Source organism: Paraburkholderia sp. RHO2, assembly GCF_050955445.1.
Classification (GTDB): Bacteria; Actinomycetota; Actinomycetes; order Mycobacteriales; family Mycobacteriaceae; genus Prescottella; species Prescottella agglutinans_A.
The window spans coordinates 2,938,821-2,962,449 of record NZ_CP162617.1; the positions used below are offsets into that span (position 1 = coordinate 2,938,821).

Consider the following 23,629-nt stretch of genomic DNA (forward strand, 5'->3'; position numbering starts at 1 on the left):
CTGCATCGATCGGGGTCCACCGGCACTGCTGTCGACCCGTGAAGGTTGCCGAGTTCCATACCCGGCCGGGTCAGTTTACCGCGCCGAGGCCACCCGAAGCGATGGCGAAAATGCGCACCGCCCGCGCCGGAGAACGGCGCGGGCGGTGTGTTCACGAGCACGTCGATACCCGGAAATCAGCTCCTCAGCGGTAGGCCTCGAGCGTCTCGGACGCTGCCGGTGAGCATCATGATGCCGTCGACGAACGCCCAGATCCAGATCGCCGGGAAGATCACGAACCCCACCGCGACGATCGTCGTGATCAGGCCCAACCAGAACACCAACAACTGGGTGAGACCGATGCCGATGCTGCCGATGTAGAGGCGGCCGATGCCCGGCAGGGAGACGAAACCGAGCAGGATCTGCAGCAGACCCGCGGTGGTCTTCGACTTGTCGGAAAAGGGTTGACCGCTGATCGGATCACGCCCGAACGGTGCAGTGGGGTCGCCGTAGGCGGTCGGGTATCCGGAAGCGACCGGATACCCGGGTGGCATCGGGTATCCCGGAGCCGGCGCCGCCTGGGGGTAGCCCATCGGAGGCGTGGTCGGCTGGCCGTACTCGGGCTGCGGTGTCCCGAAGACGGGTCCCGACATCGGCGACGACGGGTCGCCGGCCGGCGGCGGGTAGCTCGGTCCGGTTCCCCAACCGGGACCGTTGCCGACGCCCGAGAACGTGTCCCAGCCCGGGCCGGCGGTGTTCCCACCCGACGGAGGCACCGCGGAGGTGCCCGACGTCGACTCGGTCAGCGATGCATCCGCAGTGGCGTCGTAGTCGAAGGGCGAGCCGAACTCGGGCGGTGTCGGCGTGGAAGCCTGCTCCTTCGCCGGCTCGTCACCGGTCGGCTTGGCCGGGTCAATCATTTCTTCTCCCCCTTCACTTCGGGCTTGTCGCCGTCGACGCGCGGCGCGTCGGCGGACGACTCGCCGCCCGCCGCCGGGTCGGCCGCGGCCACGGCGACCCGTCCGTTCCGGGCATGCGGCTTCAGCTCGGACGGGTCCTCACGTCCCTTCGTGGCGAGCACGAAGTAGGCCACGGCGCAGACGAAGACGATCGCCGACGTGAACGAGTTGACCCGGATACCGAGGATCTCGGTCGCGTGGTCCGACCGCATCAGTTCGATCCAGAAACGACCCGCGCAGTATCCGGCGACGTAGAGCGCGAACAGTCGGCCGTGCCCGATCTTGAACCGGCGGTCCACGACGACCAGCAGCACGACGATGAGTAGGTTCCACACCAGCTCGTACAGGAACGTCGGATGCACCACCTGTTGCACGACACCGTTCGACACACCGTCGAGGGTGTCGATGCGCCCCGCGCTGTTGGTGCGTTCGTAGATCTCGAGACCCCACGGCACCGTCGTCTCGCGCCCGTACAGCTCCTGGTTGAACCAGTTGCCGAGGCGTCCGATCGCCTGCGCGAGGATGATGCCGGGCGCGATGGCGTCGCCGAGCGCCGGCAGCGGGATTCCGCGCCGACGGCAGCCGATCCAGGCACCCACCGCGCCGAGCGCCACAGCGCCCCAGATTCCCAGACCGCCCTGCCATATCTTGAGCGCGTCGACGGGGTTCCCGCCCGGACCGAAGTACGTCGTCCAGTCGGTCAGCACGTGATAGAGACGGCCACCGATCAGACCGAACGGCACCGCCCACACCGCGATGTCGAGGACGGTGCCCTTCTCACCCCCGCGGGCGACCCAGCGCCGATCGCCCCACACGATCGCGACGATGATGCCGGCAATGATGCACAGCGCGTAGGCGCGCAGGGCCAGCGGCCCCACATACCACACGCCCTGCGGTGGGCTCGGGAGGTAAGCGAGAAATTGCGTCGAAGTCGCCATCGGAGTCACGGGGCCACGGTAGCCGAGCGCACACCCTCCGCGAGTTCGGCAGTGAGCGCGCGCACCGCGCCGAGACCCTGCCCGACCGCCGACACGATCGCCGAACCGACGATCACGGCGTCGGCGTAGGACGCGATCTCCGCCGCCTGCGCACCGGAGCGGACGCCCAGGCCGACGCCGACCGGGATGTCCGAGTGCGCCCGGATGCGCGCCGTCAGCTCGGGTGCCATCGACGAGACGGTGTCACGCGCACCGGTGACGCCCATCGTCGACGCCGCGTAGATGAAGCCGCTGCTGGCCTCGAGCGTCATCGCCAGCCGCTCCTCGGTGGACGACGGCGCGACGAGGAAGATGCGGTCGAGGTGGTGCCGCTCGGAGGCCTCCATCCACTCGCCGGCCTCCTCGGGGATCAGGTTCGGCGTGATCATGCCCAGACCGCCGGCGGCCGCGAGGTCGCGGGAGAACGCGTCGACGCCGTACTTGAGCACCGGGTTCCAGTACGTCATCACGACAGCCTTGCCGCCGACCGAGGCGATCTGCTCGACGACGGTGAACACGTCGCGCAGCCGAACACCGCTGCGCAGCGCGGTCTCGGCGGCCGACTGGATGGTCGGCCCGTCCATCACCGGGTCGGAATACGCGACGCCGACCTCGATGATGTCGCAGCCCGAATCGACCATCGCCTTGAACACATCGATCGACGTCGGCACGTCCGGGTAACCGGCGGGCAGGTAGCCGACGAGGGCCGCGCGCTTCTCCTCCCGGCACTGGGCAAACGTCGGCGCCAGGCGTGACTCTCGTTGGCTCACTTGGCCGTACCTTCCTTGTTCGATGCGCTCGCAGCGGCGGCGTCTTCGTTGTCGTCGTCGAACAGACCGAACCACTTCGCGGCGGTGTCCATGTCCTTGTCGCCGCGGCCGGACAGGCTCACGACGATGATCGCGCCCTCGCCGAGTTCGCGCCCGAGCTTGAGGGCGCCGGCCACCGCGTGGGCGGACTCGATGGCGGGGATGATCCCCTCCGCGCGGGAGAGCAGCAGCAGCGCGTCCATCGCCTCGGTGTCGGTGATGGGCTCGTACGACGCCCGCCCCGTGTCCTTGAGGTAGGCGTGCTCGGGGCCGACGCCCGGGTAGTCCAGACCGGCCGAGATCGAGTGCGACTCGATTGTCTGCCCGTCCTCGTCCTGCAGCAGGTAGGAGTAGGCGCCCTGGAAGGCGCCCGGGGAGCCACCGGCGAAGGTGGCGGCGTGGCGGCCGGTCTCGACGCCGTCCCCCGCGGCCTCGTACCCGACGAGCTTGACCGTCGGATCGTCGATGAACGCGTGGAAGATGCCGATCGCGTTCGATCCGCCGCCGACGCACGCGACGACCGCATCGGGCAGGCGGCCGGCCATCGCCTGGACCTGTGCCCGCGCCTCGAGACCGACGATGCGCTGGAAGTCGCGCACGATCATCGGGAACGGATGCGGACCCGCGGCGGTGCCGAAGCAGTAATAGGTTCGGTCCGCGTTGGTGACCCAGTCTCGCAGCGCCTCGTTGATCGCGTCCTTCAAGGTGGCCGAACCGGTTTCGACGGAGACGACCTCGGCGCCGAGCAGACGCATGCGGGCCACGTTCAGCGCCTGGCGCGCGGTGTCGACCGCGCCCATGTACACGATGCACTCGAGTCCGAGCAGCGCGCAGGCGGTCGCGGTGGCCACGCCGTGCTGTCCGGCACCGGTCTCCGCGATGATGCGGGTCTTGCCCATCCGCTTGGCGAGCAGCACCTGCCCCAGCACATTGTTGATCTTGTGAGATCCCGTGTGGTTCAGATCTTCCCGCTTGAGGACGATGCGCGCGCCGCCGGCATGCTCGCGCAATCGGGTCGCCTCGAAGATCGGCGACGGGCGACCGGTGTAGTCACGCTGCAGACGATCCAGCTCGTTCAGGAACGAATCGTCGGAGCGGGCCTTCTCGTACTCGGCCGTGACTTCCTCGATGACCGCCATGAGCGCCTCGGGAACGTGCCGTCCACCGAAGACTCCCCAGTGGCCACCGGGGTCCGGCTCGTGACCGGAGCGCTCCGTCAGACCGGCGCTGGCAGTGGGCAGATTCCCACCCTTGGAGACGATGGCGTCATTGCGTGAAGTCACGCCTCCAGTCTGCCCCAACACCCCCGAGAACGAGTGGTCGGGTCCCGATCGGCGCGACGGATCACCGAGCCGGCTTGGGGCACGAAGGATGCGCGCCCGCAGTCACCAGTTCCGCGACCGCGGCCCGCGGGTCACCGCTGGTCACCAGCCCCTCGCCGACGAGGACCGCGTCCGCGCCGGCACCCGCGTACGCGAGCAGATCCGCGGTGCCGCGCACCCCGGACTCGGCGATCTTGACGACGTCCGTCGGCAACCCCGGCGCGATGCGGCCGAAGGTGTCCATGTCGACCTCGAGGGTCTTGAGGTTACGGGCGTTGACGCCGATGACGCTGGCGCCGGCCTCGAGGGCGCGGTTCGCCTCCTCCTCGGTGTGAACCTCGACGAGCGCGGTCATGCCCAGCGACTCGGTGCGGTCCAGCAGCGAGGCCAGCACGCTCTGCTCGAGCGCCGCGACGATCAGCAGGATGACATCGGCGCCGTGCGCCCGGGCCTCATGGATCTGGTACGGCCCGACGATGAAGTCCTTGCGCAGGATCGGGATGTTCACCGCCCGGCGCACCGCGTCGAGGTCGGCGAGCGAACCGTGGAACCGGCGTTCCTCGGTGAGCACGCTGATCACCCGCGCACCCCCAGCCTCGTACGCGGACGCGAGCACCGCGGGGTCGGGAATGTCGGCGAGTGCACCCTTCGACGGGCTGGCTCGCTTCACCTCGGCGATGACGCCGATACCCGGAGCGCGCAGCGCGGCCGCCGCATCCAGTGCGGGCGGCGCAGCAGCGGCAGCGGCCTTCACCGCGGCCATGTCGAGAACGGCTTCGCGGGCGGCGACATCGGCGCGCACCCCGTCGAGAATCGAGTCGAGAACGGTCATCGTGGCTCGAGTCCTTTCCGGCATGTCAATACCGATGTGAGGAACCTCATCGGATCTTGACTCAGCCTAGAGGTCGCGGTTATTCGCCCTCCGGGCGGGTACCCGCCGGGCCGGTGTCCTTGCTCACATCGTTCGCCCGCGGGCTGGGCCCACCGCTGGTCGAACCCTCGTCTGCGCCGTCGACCGTGGGGTCCTCCCCCGCGTCGAGCGCGTCCCACAGCATGCGCTGGGTCTGCTGTTCCGGCTTCTCGCGCTCGGCCCCACGCTTCGCTGCGGCCTCCCGGCGGGCCGCCGGGCTGTCGTACTTCGACGAGAGTCCCCCGGCCGCAGCCGGTTTGCGGATCAGCATGACCGCCGCGGCGAGCGCCACGACCGAACCGAGCAGCACCAGCAGCGCCGGCGCGGTCGACACGTCGGTGGCCGTCACCTGGGTTCCGACCCGGTCGAAGCCGGCGATGTCCGCGGCGCGCTCGTCCGATGCCCCACCCGTCAGCAGGCCGATCGCGGGTATTGCGGCGACAACCGCGACGACCGCGACGAGGACCCCGAGGACCCGAACCATCCAGCCGCGCACCGCGAACGCGGCGGCGATCGCGGCGACGAGGACCAGCGCCAGCGGCGTCGTCGCGGCCGCCCACGTGCCGCCGTCGAGGTTCGTGACGCGATCCTCACCCAGTCCGTCCGACGACGTGACCGTCACCCAGGTCATGCGCGACGCGCCCCACAGGCACACCGCCGCCACCGCGAGCAACAGCGCCGCGATCCCGACGGCACGACGGCCGCCGGTCCTGTTCTCACTCACCGCTGTTCACCTCCGGGCGGCCTCCGAAGGGCCGCAACGTCTGCGCTGCCGCGATGGCGCTCAGCACTGCCATCGCCTTGTTTCTGGCCTCGGTGTCCTCGTAGACGGGATCCGAGTCCGCAACCACACCGGCACCGGCCTGTACGTACGCGGTGCCGCCCTTGATCAGCGCCGTGCGGATCGCGATCGCCGTGTCGGCGTCTCCCGCGAAGTCCAGGTAGCCGACGATGCCGCCGTAGATCCCGCGCCGGGTCGGCTCCAGTTCGTCGATCAGCTCCATCGCGCGCACCTTCGGGGCGCCCGACAGCGTGCCGGCCGGGAAGCAGGCCGTCACGGCGTCGAGGGCGTGCCGGCCCTCGGCGAGGCGACCGGTCACCGTCGAGACCAGGTGCATCACGTGGCTGTAGCGCTCGATGTGCCGGTAGTCGTGCACCTTCACGGTACCCGGCTCACACACCCGCCCTAGGTCGTTGCGTCCGAGATCCACGAGCATCAGGTGCTCGGAGTTCTCCTTCTCGTCGGCGAGCAGGTCCTTCTCGAGCAGGATGTCGTCCTCCTCGGTGGCGCCGCGCCACCGCGTACCCGCGATCGGGTGCGTCGTCGCGACGCCGTCCTTCACCGTGACGAGCGATTCCGGGCTCGACCCGACGATCGAGAAGGCAGTTCGCCCGTCCTCGCCGGGCACCTGCACCAGGTACATGTACGGGCTCGGGTTCGACGCCCGCAGCATCCGATAGACGTCGATCGGTTCTGCGGCGCAGTCCATCTCGAAACGCTGCGACAGCACGACCTGGAACGCTTCCCCGGCCTCGATCTCGCCGATCAACCGCCGCACATCCATCCCGAAGCTCTCGGTGGTGCGCTGTCGCCGGTAGGCGGGCTGGATCCGGGCGAACGTCGACACGGTCGACGGCGCGGGCGCGGCGAGCGCGTCGGTCATCCGGTCCAGTCGGGCCACGGCATCGTCGTAGGCCTCGTCGACCCGTTCGTCCGAGCCGTCCCAGTTGACCGCGTTGGCGATGAGCGTGATTGCGCCCTCGTGATGGTCGACCGCGGCGAGATCGGTCGCGAGCAGCATCACCATCTCGGGGATCTGGAGGTCGTCGACCGCGTGACTGGGCAGACGCTCGATGCGGCGGACGGCGTCGTAGCCGAGGAAACCGACCATGCCGCCGGTGAGCGGCGGAAGGTCGGGTAGACGCTCGGTGCGCAGCAGTTCCAGCGTGTGGCCGAGCGCGACCAGCGGGTCGCCGCCGGACGGGGCACCCGCCGGAACACTGCCGAACCAGGCGGCCTCGCCGTCCCGGACGGTCAGCGCGGCGGGACTGCCCGCGCCGATGAAAGACCAGCGCGACCACGAACGCCCGTTCTCCGCCGATTCCAGCAGGAAGGTGCCGGGACGGCTGCCGGCCAGCTTGGTGTACGCCGACAGCGGGGTCTCGGCGTCCGCCAGCACCTTTCGGATGACGGGGACCACGCGATGCTCGGCCGCCAGCGCGCGGAACTGCTCGCGGGTGGTCGTCGAATCGTGGGGTGCCGGCCCGCCGGGGGACGCCGAGGTTGCTGCTGGGATGGTGGTGGACTCGCCGCGCATGCACCCATCATCCCAGGGGGACCGATCGCCGCCGCGGCCACGGGTCCCCAACGGCGGCGCCGCAGCAATGGGGATAGGCCGTGGATCCGCCCGTCGGGCGACCGGATCGGCTACTCGCCCGAGTTGAGCACGATGCGATCGAACACGCTTCGCACACTGTTGGGAATGTCGATGGCGGTCGGGAGCGCAGCGACCAACTCGTCGGCCACCACGTGGAGTTTGACATTCAGGTCCTGAGACCGCCAGACGAGGACGTCGAACGCGCGATCGACATCGATGCCGTAGACCACCATCAGCGCGCCCTTCGCCTGCTCGATGACAGCGCGGGCCTCGACCAGTTCGGGGAGGTTCTCGGTGATGGCGCGGTCGATGTCGTGGCGGACCGAATTGGTGACGTCGACGTAGAAGCCCGACGTCCCGACCGCGCGCCCACCGGTCATGACGCGTTGACCGACGACCACGACGTGATGGACGTTGCCGGTGGTGTCGATGATCCGATGCCTGCTGCTGAACGGCTCGCCGTCCAGCAGTACCCGCCGCAGCAGATCCGCCACACCTTCGCGGTCGTCGGGGTGCTTGTGGCGGAGCAGCAGCGCGGTGGTGGGGACGACCTCACCGGGCTCGTAGCCGTGCATGCGGGCAACCGCGTCCGACCACTCCCACCGCTCACCGTCGAAGTAGAAGCGGAAGCTCCCGACCCGCTCGAGCCGTCCGGACATCAGGACCCGGAAGTCGTCGCTGGACGCCGCCACCTGTCAAGTCTTGCACCGTTCGACCGACGTCGACACGAAAACGGCACACCACAACGGCACCGCGCAGTTTTCAGGGCGCGGTGCCGCTCGATGCCCACCTTCCGACCGCGTTCGAAGCACTCGGCACTGCGGTGGACCGCGGTCCGGCAGTGTGGCCGAGGCCGCACCGCCGAGCGTACGCATCGCGACAACCGATTGTGCGGGGTCGTCGATTCGCTGACGACACAGTCGCGTAACGCCCCCATCGGATGTCCGTCAGTGGACCTGGATCGACCGCTTCGCCAGACCCATCCAGAACCCGTCGATCACCTGCCGCGCCGCCTGCTCGGGGTTGCTCGACGCCCCCAGGGTGACGAAGAGCGGTGCGAAGTGCTCGATCGTCGGATGCGCGTACGGCATTCCCGGCGCCTCGTTTCGGAAGTCGATCAGGGCGTCGACGTCACCGGCCGCGAGCCGCTCCCCCGCCCACGCGTCGAATTCCGCCGACCACCCCGGAGCCGCGGCGTTGGGTGAGGGGTCGCGCAGGAACGGCAGCCCGTGCGTGGTGAAGCCCGAACCGATGATCAGCACTCCCTGCTCACGCAGCGGGCGCAGGCGGCGCCCCAGGTCGAGCAGCCGCTGCGGGTCGAGGGTGGGCATCGAGATCTGCAGCACCGGCACGTCGGCGTCGGGATACATGACGGTCAGCGGCACGTACGCGCCGTGGTCCAGTCCGCGGCGACGGTCCTGATACACCGGCTCGTCGTCGGGCATCAGCGCCGCCACCTGACGAGCGAGTTCGGGCGCGCCGGGCGAGCGATACGTGACCTCGTAGAAGCGCCGCGGGAATCCGCCGAAGTCGTAGACCAGCGGGGTTCCCGTCTCGGTGGCGCCGATCGTCAGCGGCGCCGACTCCCAGTGCGCCGAGACCACGAGGATGGCCTTGGGGCGGGGCAGGTCCGCGGACCACCGGGACAGCTCGGCGACCCACCGCTCGCTGTCGACCAGCGGCGGCGCGCCGTGGCTGAGAAAGATCGCCGGCATGTCACTCACATGAACTCCTTTGTTGAAGCTTCAAGTTAGCATGGGAGTCAACGCTCCCGACAGTGCGACTGTTCCCCGGCACCGCGGCGGCGACACGGCTTTGACACGCTGGTACCTGAACACCGACTCTCAGCGATCGGAGAACGACCCGATGGGCGCGCAGGACAGCACCGAGACCACGTGGCTCACCGGAGCCCAGCAAGAGGCGTGGCGGACGCTCGTCGCCCTCGTGACCCGGCTGCCGGCAGCACTCGACACCCAGTTGCAGCGCGATTCCGAACTGACCCACTTCGAGTACTTCGTGCTCGCAGTGCTCTCCGAGACGCCGGACCGCCGATTGCGGCTGTCGGAACTCGCATGCCAGGCCAACGCGTCGCTCTCGCGCCTGTCGCACGTCGTCACGCGGTTGGAGAAGCGCGGCTGGGCGCGGCGCGAGACCGTGGCGGGAACGCGCGGAGCGTTCGCCGTCCTGACCGACGAGGGGTACGCCAAGGTGGTCGAGGCCGCGCCCGGACACGTCGCGACGGTGCAGGCTCTGGTGTTCGAGGGACTCGACGACGATCAGGTGGTCCAGCTGTCCGAGCTCGGCGCGGCGATGCTCACGCAGCTCGACAAGGGCATCGCCGCAGGCACCGGCAAGGCCTAGACGGGTCGGCCGACGATGGCTGCCATGTCGGTGGAGACGACCGTGCGGGCACGCTCGGGGTGGGACGGCATGCTCACGCTGACACCCGGGGCGGTTCTCTACCGTGGCACCGGCGGCGACGCGGCTCTCCGCGCACCATGCCGTGCAGGTGCTGATCTCGCTGGACGAGCCGTTCGGCCCGCGCGGTCGTGGACTCGGACTCGTCGGAGAACACCGCCTCGGCCAGGAGTTCGAGGAGGTCCTCGAGCGTGTCGCCACCCAGCACGCCGACGACGTGGACGCCGTCTCCGTCATCGACAGCCTGATCGGGGCCACCGCCCCGGACGGGCCGCGGGAGTCCGCTCGACTTTCCGATCCGGTGCGCGCGGCGCTGCGGTATCTGGAGCGGGACGGCGGTTCACAGCCCACGCTCGCGGGCGCGGCCGCCGCCGCCCACATTTCGCCCTCCCGTTTGACCCACCGGTTCACGCGGGAGGTGGGCATCCCGTTCCGGCGCTACGTCCTGTGGGTCCGTCTGCGGACCGTGGCCGAGCGAGTGACGTTCGGCGACAACCTGACCCGGGCCGCAGTGACGGCCGGGTTCAGCGACTCCTCGCACCTGAGCCGAGTGTTCAAGAACAATTTCGGCCTGAGCCCCTCGGCCCTCCTCGGCATGACCGTCGACCGCGACGTGTGGCCGGAGAGCACCTCCTGACCCGACGCTGTCTCGGAGGGAAGGTCAGCCGCAACGTTCAAGCCTGTCGGCGCCAGGTCCGCATACCTTCGGCTCATGGACACTTACCTGCAGCCCACCCCCATCCTCGACTACGACCACGCTCGTGTTCAGGCGCTGGTCGCGGAACGCGGCTGGCGGGATCTGCCGTACGGGACCCGCATCGGCGCGGTGTACGACTTTGTCAGGGATGAGATCAGCTTCGGGTACAACGCATCCGACTCACTGGCGGCCTCCCAGGTGCTGACAGACGGATACGGCCAGTGCAACACCAAGACCACGCTCGTGATGGCTCTGCTGAGGGCCGTCGAGGTGCCGTGTCGGTTCCACGGGGCCACCATCGACAAGCGTCTGCAGAAGGGCGTCGTCGAGGGAGTTCTCTACCGTCTGGCGCCGCGGAGCATTCTGCACAGCTGGGCCGAGGTGCGGTTCGACGACCGGTGGGTCGATCTGGAAGGCGTCATCCTCGACGCCGACTACCTGAAAGGACTACGCAACGCGGTCGCGTCGGGCGGCCCGCTTCTCGGGTACGGCGCGGGCACCGACGACATCGGCGATCCACCGGTTGCATGGACCGGCGCCGACACCGCGATCCAGAAGACCGGAGTGAACGGCGACCTCGGTACGTACGACGATCCGGACGCCTTCTACGCACGGCACGGGACGAACCTCACCGGGGTGCGGAGCTTCTTGTTCCGGCGGCTGCTGCGGCACGTGATGAACCGGAAGGTCGCCTCGATCCGCGGTTGCGCGATCACCCGAGCGGCTCGCCGCCGACGCCCCAGTGTTCCCGGGGGACCTCGGTGATGGTGACCCACACCGACGACGCGTTCTTGCCGGTGGCTTCGGCGTACGCCTTGGTGACGGCCGCGATGGTGGCCCGCTTCTGCTCTGCGGTCAGTCCGGGCGTCTGGCTGATCTGGATGAGTGGCATGCGGGCATTGTGCCAAATCACGTTCGCGGCGAGGTCGATGCGACCGGCTGCGGTTTATCCCGCCCGCCTCGGGGCACTCCCGTACCAGCACTCGTGATCACCGGTAGGCGGAAGTGAGGGCCCAACAATGGATTCCGATCGGGAGCTTCGGGTCGTCGTCATAGGCGCGACGGGTAACGTCGGCACCAGTCTCGTCGAGGCACTGAGCGCCGAGGCACGGGTGTCGGAGATCGTCGGCGTAGCCCGCCGTCCGACGGAGCTCACCTACCCGAAAACCACATTCCGGGTCGCCGATACGGCCGTGGACGATCTGCGCGAGATCGTCCGCGGTGCCGATGTCGTCGTCCACCTGGCCTGGCTGTTCCAGCCCACACACAAGCCGGAGGTCACCTGGAACAACAATGTCCTGGGCGCCATTCGACTGTTCGAGGCGGTCGCCGACGAGCAGGTGCCGGCGCTCGTCTACTCGTCGTCGGTTGCCGCCTACTCCCCCGGGCCGTCGGACCGCGCGGTGACGGAGGACTGGCCCACCCACGGGTGGCCCGGAGCCGCCTATCCGCGGGAGAAGGCCTACCTCGAACGGTGGCTCGACGCGTTCGAGCTTCGCAATCCGGACATACGGGTGGTGCGGATGCGGCCGTGCTTCCTGTTCAAACGCGAATCCGCGACCGAACAACGCCGACTGTTCATCGGTCCGCTGGCCCCGGGCCGGCTGCTGCGCCGCAATCTCGTTCCGGTCGTTCCGCTCGTCGCCGACCTCAACGCCCAAGTCCTGCACACAAGCGACGCTGCCGCGGCGTTCACTCAGGCAGTCATCCGACCGGTACGCGGCGCGTTCAACCTCTCGACGATGCCACCGGTGGACGGTCCGGCGCTGGCCGAGTTCTTCGACGCTCGCGGAATTCGGCTGCCACGACGCGCATTACGTGCCGCAACGTGGGCTGCATGGCATCTTCGCGTGGCACCCGCCTCCCCCGGGTTGCTCGACACGGTTGTCCAGTTGCCCCTCATGGACAGCACGCGGGCGAGTACCGAACTCGGTTGGCACCCGCGATTCACCCCCCACGAAACGCTGGAGACGTTCCTCGGCGGATTGCGCGACGGCGCAGGCATGTCGACGGCGCCGCTCGCGCCGGACCGGGTCCACGAAATGGCGACTGGGGCAGGACAGCGTCAGTGACGAAGGAGGACGCGACTCAGCGTGGGTCGCCGCCACCGACGAAGCGTTCCTCGTACAGTCGCCGCGCCTCCTCGAGAACATCCGGATGCAGGCGGGCGAGGGGACGAATCTGCGCCACCAACGGCTCGTGGTCCGGCCCGTGGCCGACGACGGTACCGGTGAGGAGCCACGCGAAGCGCTCCGGGTCGCGACCGAGTGCGGCGTACTTCCCGATGCGTCGAGCAATCCACTCCTCGGCGGGACGTGGCCACCACGCCTCCGGAGTCAGTGCGGTCACCGAAATTCCCGGCATGACGACACCCGACTCGCAATCCCGGCTTCTGCAGTCGGCCGTGTCCGCGTCCGGGCCTGTCGAGTATCGGAGAAGAATGCCCTGCGTCGACGCGCTCAGCACTGTCAGTTCGGCCAACGTGGTGATGAACGGGAGCTCCCGTTCGATCGGCCGACCGGGGTCCCCCGACTCGAGTGCCCTCGACTCGAGAGCGTCGCGCGTATACGTCACCACGAATGAACCCCGTCCTGGCTGCCGTGAGGGATCGAAACTGTGAGTGGTGGGTACCCACGCGGGTGTCGGTGTACACACGTCGCGGCGAGTTCGGACCGGGATCGGCCTCGAATCGACCATTCGGCTCTCGACGAGCTGTCGACTCCGCCCGCGCGCACGTTTCACCTCGGCGCCCTGGGGAACTCACACCGAGTGGCGGACGGGAGTCGCCTGCTTCCGCGGCAACCGAAGGTGAGGTGCGATCGTGATCGTCTTGGGACTGATCTTGTTGATCGTGGGGTTTCTGACAGGAATTTCGATCATCTGGGTCATCGGAATCGTGTTGGTCGTGGTCGGCGCGATCCTTGCTCTGCTCGGTGCGAGCGGACGCGCGGTCGGTGGCCGACGTTACTGGTACTAGCTCCGGCCTCGCCGCAGGGATGGGGTGAGCGCGCTCACCGGATTCGAGCCGAGACGCCGACGTCTCGGCTCGCACGCATGGAATGTCCGAATCCCGGGTATACAGCCGCGGGACAACCCATTGCGGACTCGAGGAGGTCATTGATGGCACAAGAGCAACGTGATGTGATCGACGTGTTGACCGCCGATCATCGCAATGTCGAAAGAATGTTCGCCGAACTCGAAGGGATCGACGAGTCGGGCGGGGAGGCCGCTCGAACACGACGAAAGGACCTGGTCGACCAGGCCGTCATGGAGTTGGTGAAGCACTCGGTCGCGGAGGAGGCCGAGGTGTATCCGGCAGTGAAGCGGAAGGTCAGCAACACCGAGGCCGAACGTGCGAAGCACGAACACGCGGAGGCCGAGGAGACTATGAAGCGCCTGGAAGGCCTCGCTCCGGACGATCCCCAGTTCGACGCGGAGCTGGCGCTGTTGATGCACGAGATCCGCGAACATGTCCAGGAGGAGGAATCGGAGATCTTCCCGCACATGCGGAGCATCTTCAGTCCGGACGAACTCGTCGAGCTCGGCCGCAAGGTGGAATCCGTCAAGAAGTTGGCGCCGACCCGGCCGCATCCGTCCGCTCCGGACGAACCTCCAGGTGATCTGATCCTCGGCCCCGTCACCGGGCTACTCGACCGCATGCGGGACGCGGTCAGCCACCGAGGCACCGAGCGGTGAGATTCGCAGCGCGTCGAGAGACGGCGGCGTCCCCCGACCGGGTCTGGGACGTGCTCTGCGACGGATGGAAGTATCCGTCGTGGGTGGTGGGGGCGTCGCGCATGCGTGCGGTGGACCCGAACTGGCCGGCACCCGGATCGCGAATTCACCACTCGGTCGGGTTGTGGCCGTTCCTTCTCGACGACCACACAGAGGTCGCCGAATCCGTCCCCGGTCGATCGCTGACCCTGGTCGCCCGCGCAAAGATGTTCGGCCGGGCCCGCATCGAGCTGCATGTGCATCCCGACGGGGAAGGAAGCGTGATCGACATGGGCGAAAATCTCGCCGCGCGCCCGGCGTCGTGGTTTCCGCAACCACTGATCGAGCTCGCCGCCCTGCCTCGCAACCGTGAGTGCGTGCGCCGGCTCGCGCTGCTGGCCGAAGGACCCGCTGCACCGGGGCCGACCGGAAAGGGCTCGGGGACAAGGTAGCCGGGATGACACCCAGCGCTGACGCGATAGTGATCGGAGCCGGCCCCAACGGGTTGGTCGGCGCGACAGTGCTGGCCGACCACGGGTGGGACGTGCTCGTCCTCGAGGAGCAGGAGACGCCGGGCGGCGCTGTGCGGTCAGCCGAACTCCACCCGGGATATCGATCCGATCTTTTCAGTGCCTTCTACCCGCTCGCGGCCGCCTCTCCTGCCCTGGCGCCACTCGACCTGGGCGCACACGGCCTGCGGTGGAGTAGAGCGCCGAGTCCGGTCGGGCACCCGTTGACCCCGGACGACCGCGACGCCCCGACGATTCGTGCCGACGTCGACGCCACCGCGGACGGTCTCGATCGATACCTGCCTGGCGAGGGAGCACGGTGGTCGGCCCTGTACCGAATCTGGCAGCGCATTCGGGACCCGCTGCTCGAAACACTCTTCGGTCCCTTTCCACCCGTTCGGGGTCCGGCGTCCCTGCTGCGCGAACTCGGATCGGCGGAGACCCTGAAACTCGTCCGATTCCTGTTGCTGCCGGCCGACCGTATGGGGCACGAGTCCTTCGAGAGCGAGGCGGCACGGGTGCTTCTGCTCGGCAATGCGCTGCACGCGGACGCACCGCCGGACGCACCGATCAGCGGCGCGATGGGCTTCCTGCTGGGGATGCTCGCCCAGGAGGTGGGCTTCCCGGTGCCGGTCGGCGGCGCCGGCGCGTTCACGGCGGCGTTGGTCAGGCGCCTCGAGTCGGTGGGCGGCAGAGTGGAGTGCAGCCGCCGCGTCGATGCGGTGACGGTGCGAGCAGGAACCGCGACCGGCGTTCGATTGGCGGACGGCACCACGGTCCAGGCGCGTCGCGCCGTGCTGGCCGACGTCTCCGCGCCCGCACTCTACGAACGGCTACTGCCCCCGGATACGCTACCGGCGAGCGTGTTGTCCGCGATCTCGCATTTCGAGTGGGACACACCGGTTGTCAAGGTGAATTATGCTTTGCGGGAACGCGTTCCGTGGAACGCGGCCAACCTGAGCACCGTCGGCACCGTGCATGTCGGTGGCGACTCCGCGAGCCTGTCGGCATGGCAGGCGTGCCTGGCAAGCGGGGAAATCCCCGAACGACCCTTCCTGCTGTTCGGGCAGATGACGACAGCCGACGTGTCACGCTCCCCGCCCGGCACGGAAAGCGCGTGGGCGTACACCCACCTTCCGAGGGGCGTCGTGGACGACGCGAGCGCGGAGAAGCTCGGTGAACGGATGGACGCACAACTGGAGCTGTTCGCTCCCGGTTTCGGCGCACGGGTGATCTCACGGATCGTGCAGCGCCCGTCGGATCTCGAGCGTGCCGACGCCAACCTCGTCGGCGGGGCAGTGAACGGCGGTACGGCGCAATTGCACCAGCAGTTGATTTTCCGCCCGATACCGGGCCTGTCCAGGGCGGAGACACCCGTCCGAAACCTCTTCCTGGCCAGTGCGTCCGCTCATCCGGGCGGTGGCGTACACGGGGTGTGCGGACTGAATGCCGCGCGGGCCGCGCTCGGCGACCGGGGCATGCGTGCCCTTGCTCGACGCCGACTCGTCCGCACGCTCGCCGACCGGGTGTGGGGCACCGAAAGTCGAGCGTGACATGCGTATCGCTGTCACCGGAGCGTCCGGCAATCTCGGTACCGCTGTACTACGCCGGCTTCAGGACGGCACCAACCACGACATCATCGGCATCGTGCGACGTCGGCCGCCCGATGTGCCACCGTATGCGGGGGTCGCCTGGCACATCGTGGATCTCGCCGCAGCCGATGCCGCCGAACGACTGCGGTTACCGTTCACGCGGGCGGACGCGGTGGTGCATCTGGCCTGGGGCTTCCAACCGACCCACCGTCGCGAGTACCTGAGAGCGACCGGGGTGGGGGGAACGCACGCCGTGCTCCGCGCGGCAGCGGAGTGCCACGTCCCGCATCTCGTCCACATGTCCTCCTCGGCGGTGTACTCGCCCGGCGGATACGGGTGCCGGGTCGACGAGTCGTGGCCCGCTCACGGGGTCGAGGCGTCGGCCTACAGCCAGGACAAGGTGTCGGCGGAACGGACGGTCCGGTCGCACGTCTCGTCGGGTTCGACGCCGTCGGTCACCATCCTCCGGCCCGGCTTGATCGGACAGTACGAGGCCGGGAATCAATTGCTCCGCTACGTGCTTCCCGATTGGATCCCGGACCGGGCACTGCATCTTCTGCCGCTCGTGCCGATCGACGAAAGCCTCTGCGTCCCCGCGGTCCACGCGGACGACGTGGCCGACGCGGTCGCACGTGCCGTCGGCGAGCGCCGGTCGCGGGCCTACAATCTGGCGGCCGAAACCCCGGCGAGCAGCAAGGACATTCTCGAGATCCTCCGGTCCACCGGCATCGACTTCCGCGCCTCGACACTGCGGGCGCTTGCGCACACCACCTGGCGGCTGCACATCCAACCGGTGGACGGCGGGTGGATCGACCTCGCGTACTCGACGCCACTGCTGAACTGCACGCGGGTGCACGACGAACTCGGGTGGTCCGCGCGCACCGACGGTCCCGACGTCGTACGCGAACTCGTGGAGGGGATGCTCGACCGCGCCGGTACCGCCAGCCCTGTTCTCGAGACCAGGTCATTCGTCGAACGACTCTCCATGGCCGTCCGCCGCGGCGGCGTCGCCGCCCGGAAGCCCCCCTGACCGTCCGGGCGGTCGCGTCAGTCCATCCGCTGGGACGGCTGCTCGGCGTTTCGCGTCTCGAGCGGAGGCAGGACTCCGCCGATGACGATCATCGCCACCGCCAGACCCAGGTGCAGCCAGTTGTCGGCGTCGTTGACCGGAAGAAAGTTGGCGGCGTCGTCGTGGTTGATCGTGAGACCGTACATCCAGACCGCGAAGTAGACGACGCCGCCGGCGATCAGGTAGATGCGGGCGAGATCGATTCTCCGCGCCATCAGGATACCGACCACGCCGAACGCGATGTGCACGAGATTGTGCACCACCGAGACCTCGAAGATGCCGAGCAGTTTCGCATCCGAAAGATGACCGCCCCACGTCATCGTGTCGTAGTCCGTCGTGATGCCGGGAATGAAGCCGAGTATCCCGACCACGAGGAAGACGACTCCGAAGACGAGGGCGACGATTTCGGTAGCCGAGCGTTTCCGGCCTGTCACCGGCCCCGTCGTATCGCTGGACATGTCCCATCTCTTTTCGGTTCGGAAATCACCTTGTGTCTCGAAGTACCCACACGTCGCCGCCGATAACCGCGATGGTCGTGAGTGTCCGTGCGGTGGGTGTAGGCGTCGACGGTATTGGGTACGCAAGCGACAACGCGGTACGTCCGTCGACGAGATCGAGGAGTCGGTCATGACCCAGGAACCAGGCGAACATCTCGAAGAGGAACCACAGTCGGAGCGTGGTGAGCCGGGGTCGCGTGACACCGGAGCGAAAGCGCCGAGTGCCGGTGAGCACCGCCAAGAGGGCGCGTTCGAGGAGGAGTCGATGGTCTCTTCCGGCGAACCCGGATGGGTGCCCCCCGATGAATCGGGTGGCTCGGACGAAGCAGTGGCGCCCCCCTACGAGGGCCGCCAGAAGGAAGCCAAGTCCGAGGAGCACATGCGTGCCCGCGCCGGAAAGCCCGATGCCGGCGGAGAGGCCCAGCGGAGTGCTGTCGAGCACGGGAAGCCGTCGTCGTCCGACGAGGGCGTCGGGCCGGCTCATCATCCCGGGACCCAGCGGGGTGAAGACCATCCGCGCGAGACGACGCACCCGGACGAAGAGTAGTCCCGAGCGGCCCTTCGCAGAGGAGAGGCGATGGAAGTTCTCGTCATCATCGCGCTGGTGGTGCTGGTGGCCGCGGTGAACCTTCGGTGGTGGCTTCGCAAACGCCGGGGTGCCGCGCCGCCGAGCGATGCGGGAACCGCCGAAGGAAAGACCCGACAGATGAACGACGTGCACCGCGAGCGCAGACACCGTCACTCGTGACACGACCGGACGGAATCGTCAGGGCCGGCCGATCCCCCGGTAGGAGAATCCGGAAGCGACCAGCGTCGCCGGATCGAGCACGTTGCGTGCGTCGACGACGAGCGCCCGGTCCACTTCGTGAACTGCGGCCTTCCAGTCCACCGAGCGGAACTCCGGCCACTCGGTGAGCACGACGATCGCCGAGGCACTCTTGGCCGCCTGGATCGGATCGTCGACCACGTGGAAGCCGGGGGCGCTGTCGACGGCGAGGGAACCGAGGGCACCGAGGGCACGCCGTGTGCCGCACGCGGGATCGTAGGCAGTAACGGTCGCCCCCCGAGCACAGAGGTCCTCGACCACGGCGACGGCCGGCGAGTCTCGCAGATCGTCGGTTCCTGCTTTGAAGGTCAGGCCCAGCACCCCGACGCGATGCCCGCGAAGTGAGCCGTTGCGGTCGCCGGTGAGCGCCTCGGCGATGCGGTCGACGAGGCGCCGCCGATGGTGGATGTTCGACTCCACTGCCGCCTCGACGGTGTCCAATCGGGTGCCGACGCGGCCTGCAGTGTCGAGCAGTCCGCGCGTGTCCTTCGGCAGGCACGAGCCGCCCCAGCCCGGTCCGGGCGACAGGAACGCGCCACCGATGCGGGCGTCCGCCGCCATCACCGCGGTGACGTCCGTGACGTCGGCCCCGGCGGCCTCGCAGAGATCGGCCAACTCGTTGGTGTACGACGCCTTCAGAGCCAGGAAGCCGTTGCAGGCATACTTCGCGAGTTCGGCGCTGGCCCAGTCCGTTCTGAAGATCGGAGCCTGGAGCTCCCGGTACAGGTCGGCGATGGTGTCCACCGCCGTGCCGTTCTCGCCGCCCACCACGATGCGATCCGGGCCGAGGAAGTCCTCCACCGATCTGCCCTCACGCAGGAACTCGGGATTGCTCACCACGTCGATCGAGTGGTCCGCCAGGGAGGTCTGCAGTGACCGCGCACTTCCGGGCGGAACCGTCGACTTCAGGCCCAATACGACCGGATGCACGCTCGTCTGCGCGACGGCCGTGGCCACCGACGTCACCGCACCGAGGTCGGGCGCTCCGTCCGGTCCCGCCGGCGTCGGCAGGCACAGCACCACGACGCCGCATTCGGCGACGGTGTCGAGCTGCGTGTCGAACCGCAACCGCCCCGCTCTCGACGCGTTCAGCACGAGGTCGGGCAGCTGCGGCTCCCTGATGTCGACGATGCCTCGCGCGAGTCGGGCCACGCGCGCGGTGTCGTTGTCCACGCATCGCACGATGTGCCCCAGGTGCGCCAGACACGCGGCCGTCGTGAGTCCCACGTAGCCCGCGCCGATCACCCCGACCATGTCAGACATGGCTCGTCCGTCCTTCCAACTGAGCGCTTGCCGCCGAAAGGACTTGTTCCGCAACGATGTCCGCGAGACCGGGGTCGAGTCGATCGCCGTGCGGATCACCGCACCGTCCGGCCCACAGGACGGTGTGCAGTGGCTCGTCGATGCGCGGGCCCCACCCGTGCGGCGGAGTGGGCCCGAACAACACGACCGACGGGGTCGCCACGGCTGTGGCCACGTGAGCTGTTCCGGTGTCGCCGCAGATCACCAGTCGAGCGCGGGCGACGAGGGCTACCATCTCGCGCAGTCGACAGGGGACGGCGCGCAGGACCGCGACGTCCGTTCCCACGCGGCCACACACCTGCTCGACGAGTCCGTGTTCGCCGGGGCCGCCGGTGACCACGACGGGTCCGGGGAAGCGGACGGCCAGTTCCCGGATCACCGCCGCGAAGCGGTCGGCCGGCCACCGTCTCGCCGCGCTCGCCGCGCCCGGATGAACCACGATCGCCGCCTCGACCGGCGCGGTCCGGGGCGCTGCGATTCGCAGATCGGTGGGATCGGCGGTGAGCCCGTGATATCGGACGAGCCTGCACCAGCGGTCCACTTCATGGAGTTCGGTGTCCCATTCCGGCCCGGCCGCACCGATGTCGGGATCGCGGTGGCACCACAAGGTGGCCGGGTCGGTCCGGCGCAGCAGCGCCGTGCTCTGCGGCCCGCGCCCGTGACAGTTCACTGCGAGGTCCGGGCGCCGACCGCACGGTTCCATCGCGGCGAGACCGGCGGTGGGCAGGATGTCGTCGATTCCGCCGATCAGTTCGACCAAGTCCCGCAGTTCGGCCGACGCCGCCAATCGCATTCGCGCGCCGCGGAATTCGCGCCGGAGGGCACGAAGGGCCGGGACGGCAGTGAGCAGGTCACCGACGCCGAGCGCCCGGAGAACCAGCACGTCGGTCAGGGCCACGACGACTCTTCCGACGAGCAGACGACCATTTCACGGATCTCGCAACCGGTGGGCTGGCTCAACGCGAACACCACCGTGGAGGCCACGTCCTCGGGTCGGTTCAGGTGCGCGTCCGGGGGTGGACGGTACTGCTTGCTGCGTCCGTCGAAGAACGCCGTGTCCATTCCCCCGGGAATCAGAAGCGTGACGCCGTATTGCCCCGCCGTTTCGACAGCGAGGGCCCGGGTGAAACCGACGACACCGAACTTGGAGGCACAGTATGCGGTGGCGTCGCCGACCGCCTTCAGGCCCAGCGTCGAAGCGCAGGTGACGATGCGTCCCGAGGGACTTTTCAGGTAGGGCATGGCCGCCCGCACGACGGCGACGGTGCCGAGGAGATCGACGGCGATGACCCGTTCCCACTCGGTCGCCGGTACCTGATCCAACCGCCCACAACAGTCGATTCCGGCGGCGGTGAAAACCCCGTCGAGGCGACCACCCTCACTTCCGACGAGTTCGGCCGTCGCATCGACGACGGCGGCGCGGTCGGCGATGTCGACGATGCGATGGGCACAGTCCGTATCGGGCACCGCGAGGTCGAGTACCAGTGGCGTCCCACCGGCCTTCGCGACGGCCGCCGCGGTGGCGGCGCCCAATCCCGACGCTCCCCCGGAGATCAACACATTGCCTATGTCCGTCACGAGTCCTTCCCTTCCCTCACGGATTCACCTGAGCTGTCGCGGTTCGACTCCGATCCCGACCGGATTGCGGCGACGACGTTCGTCGTGGAGTAGTCACCGAAGGTCGGAACCACCCGGACCTCTCCTCCGTACTTCGTCACCACACCCGCCTCGGGAAGGTCCTCCGGGTCGTAGTCGCCACCCTTGACCCACACGTCGGGCCGCAACCGATCCAGCACACGGACCGGCATTTCCTCGTCGAAGACGACAACGGCATCGACCGCATCCAGTTGACGGAGCATGTCGGCGCGCGCCTCCTGCCCCAGCACTGGTCGACCGGGACCCTTCAACCGCCTGACGGAGGCATCGGAATTCAGGCAGACGATCAATGCGTCGCCGAAACTCGCCGCCTCGTGGAGCAACCGGAGATGGCCCGGGTGCACCACGTCGAAACACCCGCCGGTCGCCACCACCCGACCACCGTCGCGATGCACCCGTGCAGCGAATTCGCATGCGTCGGTGGGGGTGTGCCGGAGCCGGTGTCGGTGCGGGCGATCGGTGCGATCGGCTGTGGCCATCGCACCCGCACCCCCGGCGGAGACGAAGCGCGACGCGTGATCCACGGCCGCGACGACGGCGTCGCCGAGCGACGAGCTCTTCGCGAGCGCCGCGGCCGCTGCCGCGGCGAATCGATCACCGGCGCCACAGGTGTCCAAGCGACTCGTCCGCAGGCTCGACGGGCGCTCCGGCACCGGCACCGACCGCGCCGAGTGACCGTCCTGGACGAGTGTGGCGCCGGCGGGTCCCTGCGTCACCGCCACGGCTCGGACGTGCCAGCGCGTGACGAGGCGCCGGCCGGCCTCCGCGGCGGCGGGCGTGTCGGCCGCCCCGAGTGCCGCGTACGCTTCGCGCAGGTTGGGAGTCACGAGGGTCGCGCCAGCCGTCGGTGCCGACCCACGTGGATGCGGGTCCCACACGATCGGGATGTCACGGGCGCAACCCGCAAGCAGCCGGCGGATCCCGGGATGGAACGTCGTGCCGCGCCCGTAGTCGGCAACGACGATCGCGTCGGCGCCGTCGAAAGCGCGTCGGGCGCTCGCCGAAATCGGCGTGTGCTCCGTGACCCCGTCCCCGGCGTCGATCCGCAACAGATGCTGGACGTCCGTACGAACCCTGGTCTTGGTGACGGTCGTCCCGACGAGCTCGAGTGGGACGACGGTACAGCGCTCGGCGGCGATCGCTGCGAGTCGTCGCCCGTCCGTGTCGCTGCCGATTCCGGACACGAGCACCACGTCGTCGACCTCGCGTGCCGCGAGCACGGCGGCGAGCGCGGCGCCGCCGGGTCGCACCCGGAGGCAATCGGTGTCGAACACCGGTACCGGCGCCTCCGGGGAGAGCCGCTCGACGTGTCCCTCGAGATCCACATCGAGCAGAGAATCGCCCACGACGACGACCCGCGTCACGACACGAATCCCAAGGCCGTGTCGATCTCGGCGCACAGCGCATGCACCAGGACCAGGTGAACCTCCTGGACCGTCGAGACCCTCGGGGCGTCGACGGCAATGGCGTCGTCGCACAGCGACGCGAGCGGATTGGGCTGCGGTCCGGTGAGCGCCCACGTCGTCACGCCCATCTCGTGGGCCGACTTCGCGGCGGTCAGCACGTTGGGGCTGCGCCCGCTCGTGGACAGGCACAGCAGGACGTCGCCGGCCCTGCCGTGCGCGCGAACCTGTCTGGCGAACATCTCGTCGATGCCGTAGTCGTTCACGATCGCCGTAGCAGAAGACGTCTCGGCGTGCAGCGCGATCGCGGACAGAGGCATTCGCTCCCCCTCGAAACGCCCGACCAGTTCCCCGGTCAGGTGCTGAGCTTCGGCAGCGCTGCCGCCGTTGCCGCATGTCAACAGCCGGGCACCGGCGGAGAGCACGTCCGCCAGGTGCCGGCCCCACCGCTCGACCCGGAGCGCGGATCCGACCACGCCGTCGAGCGCCGCATGCAGCTGGGCCGTGTGGTCGTCGAGATGTTCTACCGGCATGGTGCACGCCTCCGTCTCGGTGTCCGACTGTGTCGAACTACCCGCAGGCGGTGCCCTCAAACACCGACCTTGCGGATTG

General features: G+C 68.8%; 27 protein-coding genes and 1 pseudogene. 11 read left to right on the plus strand and 17 right to left on the minus strand.

All coding sequences use genetic code 11. The features are described 5' to 3' along the window. Positions 1-176: 176 nt before the first annotated feature. From ABTV10_RS13555 to ABTV10_RS13595, 9 genes and pseudogenes are all read right to left on the minus strand, one after another. The gene (locus ABTV10_RS13555; protein ID WP_499027664.1) at positions 177-899 is read right to left on the minus strand and encodes a TM2 domain-containing protein; all 723 of its coding nucleotides are present in this window, start codon (positions 897-899) and stop codon (positions 177-179) included. Next, positions 896-1,876, minus strand: coding sequence for a prolipoprotein diacylglyceryl transferase (lgt, locus tag ABTV10_RS13560; protein WP_499035179.1), 981 nt, complete (start codon positions 1,874-1,876; stop codon positions 896-898). The genes ABTV10_RS13555 and lgt overlap by 4 nt, the downstream gene beginning before the upstream one ends. 5 nt (positions 1,877-1,881) lie before the next feature. Further along, positions 1,882-2,685 (minus strand): tryptophan synthase subunit alpha, encoded by an 804-nt coding sequence (gene trpA, locus ABTV10_RS13565; protein ID WP_499027666.1) that lies wholly within the window; start codon positions 2,683-2,685, stop codon positions 1,882-1,884. A 62-nt stretch (positions 2,686-2,747) separates the two neighbouring features. Further along, positions 2,748-3,944: pseudogene (gene trpB / locus ABTV10_RS13570) on the minus strand (tryptophan synthase subunit beta); the annotation flags it as partial. A 124-nt stretch (positions 3,945-4,068) separates the two neighbouring features. After that, positions 4,069-4,878, minus strand: a complete 810-nt coding sequence (gene trpC, locus ABTV10_RS13575; protein WP_433604482.1) for an indole-3-glycerol phosphate synthase TrpC — start codon at positions 4,876-4,878, stop codon at positions 4,069-4,071. Positions 4,879-4,957: 79 nt separating this feature from the next. After that, positions 4,958-5,680, minus strand: a complete 723-nt coding sequence (locus ABTV10_RS13580; RefSeq protein ID WP_499027669.1) for a TIGR02234 family membrane protein — start codon at positions 5,678-5,680, stop codon at positions 4,958-4,960. Beyond that, complete coding sequence (locus ABTV10_RS13585) at positions 5,673-7,274, minus strand: anthranilate synthase component I (RefSeq protein WP_499027671.1); 1,602 nt, start codon at positions 7,272-7,274, stop codon at positions 5,673-5,675. Before ABTV10_RS13585 ends, ABTV10_RS13580 begins: the two co-directional genes overlap by 8 nt. 110 nt (positions 7,275-7,384) lie before the next feature. Next, positions 7,385-8,026 carry a PAS and ANTAR domain-containing protein gene (locus tag ABTV10_RS13590; RefSeq protein WP_499027673.1) on the minus strand — a complete coding sequence of 214 codons (642 nt, stop codon included), beginning with the start codon at positions 8,024-8,026 and terminating at the stop codon, positions 7,385-7,387. Between the two features lie 255 nt (positions 8,027-8,281). After that, positions 8,282-9,049: a dioxygenase family protein gene (locus ABTV10_RS13595; RefSeq protein ID WP_499035180.1), complete on the minus strand. Its 768-nt coding sequence runs from the start codon at positions 9,047-9,049 to the stop codon at positions 8,282-8,284. Between the two features lie 40 nt (positions 9,050-9,089). Here ABTV10_RS13595 and ABTV10_RS13600 point away from each other — a divergent pair, with 40 nt between their 5' ends. The 3 genes from ABTV10_RS13600 (at position 9,090) to ABTV10_RS13610 (ending at position 11,214) form a co-directional block, all read left to right on the plus strand. Further along, the gene (locus ABTV10_RS13600; protein WP_499027675.1) at positions 9,090-9,695 is read left to right on the plus strand and encodes a MarR family winged helix-turn-helix transcriptional regulator; all 606 of its coding nucleotides are present in this window, start codon (positions 9,090-9,092) and stop codon (positions 9,693-9,695) included. A gap of 103 nt (positions 9,696-9,798) precedes the next feature. Then, the gene (locus ABTV10_RS13605; RefSeq protein ID WP_499027677.1) at positions 9,799-10,389 is read left to right on the plus strand and encodes a helix-turn-helix transcriptional regulator; all 591 of its coding nucleotides are present in this window, start codon (positions 9,799-9,801) and stop codon (positions 10,387-10,389) included. Between the two features lie 75 nt (positions 10,390-10,464). Beyond that, positions 10,465-11,214 (plus strand): transglutaminase-like domain-containing protein, encoded by a 750-nt coding sequence (locus tag ABTV10_RS13610; RefSeq protein WP_499027680.1) that lies wholly within the window; start codon positions 10,465-10,467, stop codon positions 11,212-11,214. On the opposite strand, the gene ABTV10_RS13615 is transcribed toward ABTV10_RS13610, so the two are convergent. Next, positions 11,162-11,341 (minus strand): tautomerase family protein, encoded by a 180-nt coding sequence (locus tag ABTV10_RS13615; protein WP_280759359.1) that lies wholly within the window; start codon positions 11,339-11,341, stop codon positions 11,162-11,164. The two genes, ABTV10_RS13610 and ABTV10_RS13615, sit on opposite strands and share 53 nt — an antisense overlap. Positions 11,342-11,468: 127 nt before the next feature. On the opposite strand from ABTV10_RS13615, the gene ABTV10_RS13620 reads away from it, so the two are divergent. After that, a complete protein-coding gene (locus tag ABTV10_RS13620; protein WP_499027682.1) occupies positions 11,469-12,521 on the plus strand; it encodes an NAD-dependent epimerase/dehydratase family protein in 1,053 nt (350 codons plus the stop codon). Between the two features lie 16 nt (positions 12,522-12,537). Here the strand turns inward: ABTV10_RS13620 and ABTV10_RS13625 are convergent, their stop codons facing one another. Beyond that, positions 12,538-13,026 (minus strand): DUF6098 family protein, encoded by a 489-nt coding sequence (locus ABTV10_RS13625; RefSeq protein WP_499027684.1) that lies wholly within the window; start codon positions 13,024-13,026, stop codon positions 12,538-12,540. 244 nt (positions 13,027-13,270) lie between these two features. Between ABTV10_RS13625 and ABTV10_RS13630 the strand changes: the two genes are divergently transcribed. The 5 genes from ABTV10_RS13630 (at position 13,271) to ABTV10_RS13650 (ending at position 17,294) form a co-directional block, all read left to right on the plus strand. Then, positions 13,271-13,426, plus strand: coding sequence for a DUF6131 family protein (locus tag ABTV10_RS13630; RefSeq protein ID WP_433604496.1), 156 nt, complete (start codon positions 13,271-13,273; stop codon positions 13,424-13,426). Positions 13,427-13,569: 143 nt separating this feature from the next. Continuing rightward, positions 13,570-14,145, plus strand: a complete 576-nt coding sequence (locus ABTV10_RS13635; RefSeq protein ID WP_499027687.1) for a hemerythrin domain-containing protein — start codon at positions 13,570-13,572, stop codon at positions 14,143-14,145. Further along, on the plus strand, positions 14,142-14,615 hold the full coding sequence (locus ABTV10_RS13640) for an SRPBCC family protein (protein WP_499027688.1): 474 nt from the start codon (positions 14,142-14,144) through the stop codon (positions 14,613-14,615). Before ABTV10_RS13635 ends, ABTV10_RS13640 begins: the two co-directional genes overlap by 4 nt. Positions 14,616-14,620: 5 nt before the next feature. After that, on the plus strand, positions 14,621-16,225 hold the full coding sequence (locus ABTV10_RS13645; RefSeq protein WP_499027691.1) for a phytoene desaturase family protein: 1,605 nt from the start codon (positions 14,621-14,623) through the stop codon (positions 16,223-16,225). A gap of 1 nt (position 16,226) precedes the next feature. Next, positions 16,227-17,294: an NAD-dependent epimerase/dehydratase family protein gene (locus ABTV10_RS13650; RefSeq protein ID WP_499027693.1), complete on the plus strand. Its 1,068-nt coding sequence runs from the start codon at positions 16,227-16,229 to the stop codon at positions 17,292-17,294. 17 nt (positions 17,295-17,311) lie between these two features. On the opposite strand, the gene ABTV10_RS13655 is transcribed toward ABTV10_RS13650, so the two are convergent. Next, positions 17,312-17,791 (minus strand): DUF4383 domain-containing protein, encoded by a 480-nt coding sequence (locus ABTV10_RS13655; RefSeq protein ID WP_499027695.1) that lies wholly within the window; start codon positions 17,789-17,791, stop codon positions 17,312-17,314. 169 nt (positions 17,792-17,960) lie between these two features. Here ABTV10_RS13655 and ABTV10_RS13660 point away from each other — a divergent pair, with 169 nt between their 5' ends. Next, the gene (locus ABTV10_RS13660; protein WP_499027697.1) at positions 17,961-18,377 is read left to right on the plus strand and encodes a hypothetical protein; all 417 of its coding nucleotides are present in this window, start codon (positions 17,961-17,963) and stop codon (positions 18,375-18,377) included. Between the two features lie 30 nt (positions 18,378-18,407). Further along, the gene (locus tag ABTV10_RS13665) at positions 18,408-18,578 is read left to right on the plus strand and encodes a hypothetical protein (protein WP_499027699.1); all 171 of its coding nucleotides are present in this window, start codon (positions 18,408-18,410) and stop codon (positions 18,576-18,578) included. Positions 18,579-18,596: 18 nt separating this feature from the next. Here the strand turns inward: ABTV10_RS13665 and ABTV10_RS13670 are convergent, their stop codons facing one another. The 5 genes from ABTV10_RS13670 to ABTV10_RS13690 are packed head-to-tail and all read right to left on the minus strand — an operon-like array spanning position 18,597 to position 23,550. Then, a complete protein-coding gene (locus tag ABTV10_RS13670) occupies positions 18,597-19,919 on the minus strand; it encodes a UDP-glucose dehydrogenase family protein (protein WP_499027701.1) in 1,323 nt (440 codons plus the stop codon). Next, entirely contained in the window at positions 19,912-20,856 is a 945-nt protein-coding gene (locus tag ABTV10_RS13675; RefSeq protein WP_499027704.1) for a glycosyltransferase family 9 protein, read from the minus strand. Before ABTV10_RS13675 ends, ABTV10_RS13670 begins: the two co-directional genes overlap by 8 nt. Continuing rightward, positions 20,847-21,536 (minus strand): SDR family oxidoreductase, encoded by a 690-nt coding sequence (locus ABTV10_RS13680; RefSeq protein ID WP_499027705.1) that lies wholly within the window; start codon positions 21,534-21,536, stop codon positions 20,847-20,849. The genes ABTV10_RS13675 and ABTV10_RS13680 overlap by 10 nt, the downstream gene beginning before the upstream one ends. Then, positions 21,533-22,978: a PfkB family carbohydrate kinase gene (locus tag ABTV10_RS13685; RefSeq protein WP_499027707.1), complete on the minus strand. Its 1,446-nt coding sequence runs from the start codon at positions 22,976-22,978 to the stop codon at positions 21,533-21,535. Before ABTV10_RS13685 ends, ABTV10_RS13680 begins: the two co-directional genes overlap by 4 nt. Next, on the minus strand, positions 22,975-23,550 hold the full coding sequence (locus ABTV10_RS13690; protein WP_499027709.1) for a D-sedoheptulose-7-phosphate isomerase: 576 nt from the start codon (positions 23,548-23,550) through the stop codon (positions 22,975-22,977). The genes ABTV10_RS13685 and ABTV10_RS13690 overlap by 4 nt, the downstream gene beginning before the upstream one ends. Between the last annotated feature and the right edge of the window lie 79 nt (positions 23,551-23,629).

Bases quoted from the DNA above. Each gene is read 5' to 3' on its own strand.
- lgt (WP_499035179.1), bottom strand. From the start codon at position 1,876: ATGGCGACTTCGACGCAATTTCTCGCTTACCTCCCGAGCCCACCGCAG.
- ABTV10_RS13615 (WP_280759359.1), bottom strand. From the start codon at position 11,341: ATGCCACTCATCCAGATCAGCCAGACGCCCGGACTGACCGCAGAGCAG.
- ABTV10_RS13600 (WP_499027675.1), top strand. From the start codon at position 9,090: ATGGGAGTCAACGCTCCCGACAGTGCGACTGTTCCCCGGCACCGCGGC.
- ABTV10_RS13645 (WP_499027691.1), top strand. From the start codon at position 14,621: ATGACACCCAGCGCTGACGCGATAGTGATCGGAGCCGGCCCCAACGGG.
- ABTV10_RS13555 (WP_499027664.1), bottom strand. From the start codon at position 899: ATGATTGACCCGGCCAAGCCGACCGGTGACGAGCCGGCGAAGGAGCAG.
- ABTV10_RS13620 (WP_499027682.1), top strand. From the start codon at position 11,469: ATGGATTCCGATCGGGAGCTTCGGGTCGTCGTCATAGGCGCGACGGGT.
- ABTV10_RS13665 (WP_499027699.1), top strand. From the start codon at position 18,408: ATGGAAGTTCTCGTCATCATCGCGCTGGTGGTGCTGGTGGCCGCGGTG.
- ABTV10_RS13655 (WP_499027695.1), bottom strand. From the start codon at position 17,791: ATGTCCAGCGATACGACGGGGCCGGTGACAGGCCGGAAACGCTCGGCT.
- ABTV10_RS13610 (WP_499027680.1), top strand. From the start codon at position 10,465: ATGGACACTTACCTGCAGCCCACCCCCATCCTCGACTACGACCACGCT.
- ABTV10_RS13670 (WP_499027701.1), bottom strand. From the start codon at position 19,919: ATGTCTGACATGGTCGGGGTGATCGGCGCGGGCTACGTGGGACTCACG.
- ABTV10_RS13595 (WP_499035180.1), bottom strand. From the start codon at position 9,049: ATGCCGGCGATCTTTCTCAGCCACGGCGCGCCGCCGCTGGTCGACAGC.
- ABTV10_RS13660 (WP_499027697.1), top strand. From the start codon at position 17,961: ATGACCCAGGAACCAGGCGAACATCTCGAAGAGGAACCACAGTCGGAG.
- ABTV10_RS13635 (WP_499027687.1), top strand. From the start codon at position 13,570: ATGGCACAAGAGCAACGTGATGTGATCGACGTGTTGACCGCCGATCAT.
- ABTV10_RS13650 (WP_499027693.1), top strand. From the start codon at position 16,227: ATGCGTATCGCTGTCACCGGAGCGTCCGGCAATCTCGGTACCGCTGTA.
- ABTV10_RS13585 (WP_499027671.1), bottom strand. From the start codon at position 7,274: ATGCGCGGCGAGTCCACCACCATCCCAGCAGCAACCTCGGCGTCCCCC.
- ABTV10_RS13690 (WP_499027709.1), bottom strand. From the start codon at position 23,550: ATGCCGGTAGAACATCTCGACGACCACACGGCCCAGCTGCATGCGGCG.
- trpC (WP_433604482.1), bottom strand. From the start codon at position 4,878: ATGACCGTTCTCGACTCGATTCTCGACGGGGTGCGCGCCGATGTCGCC.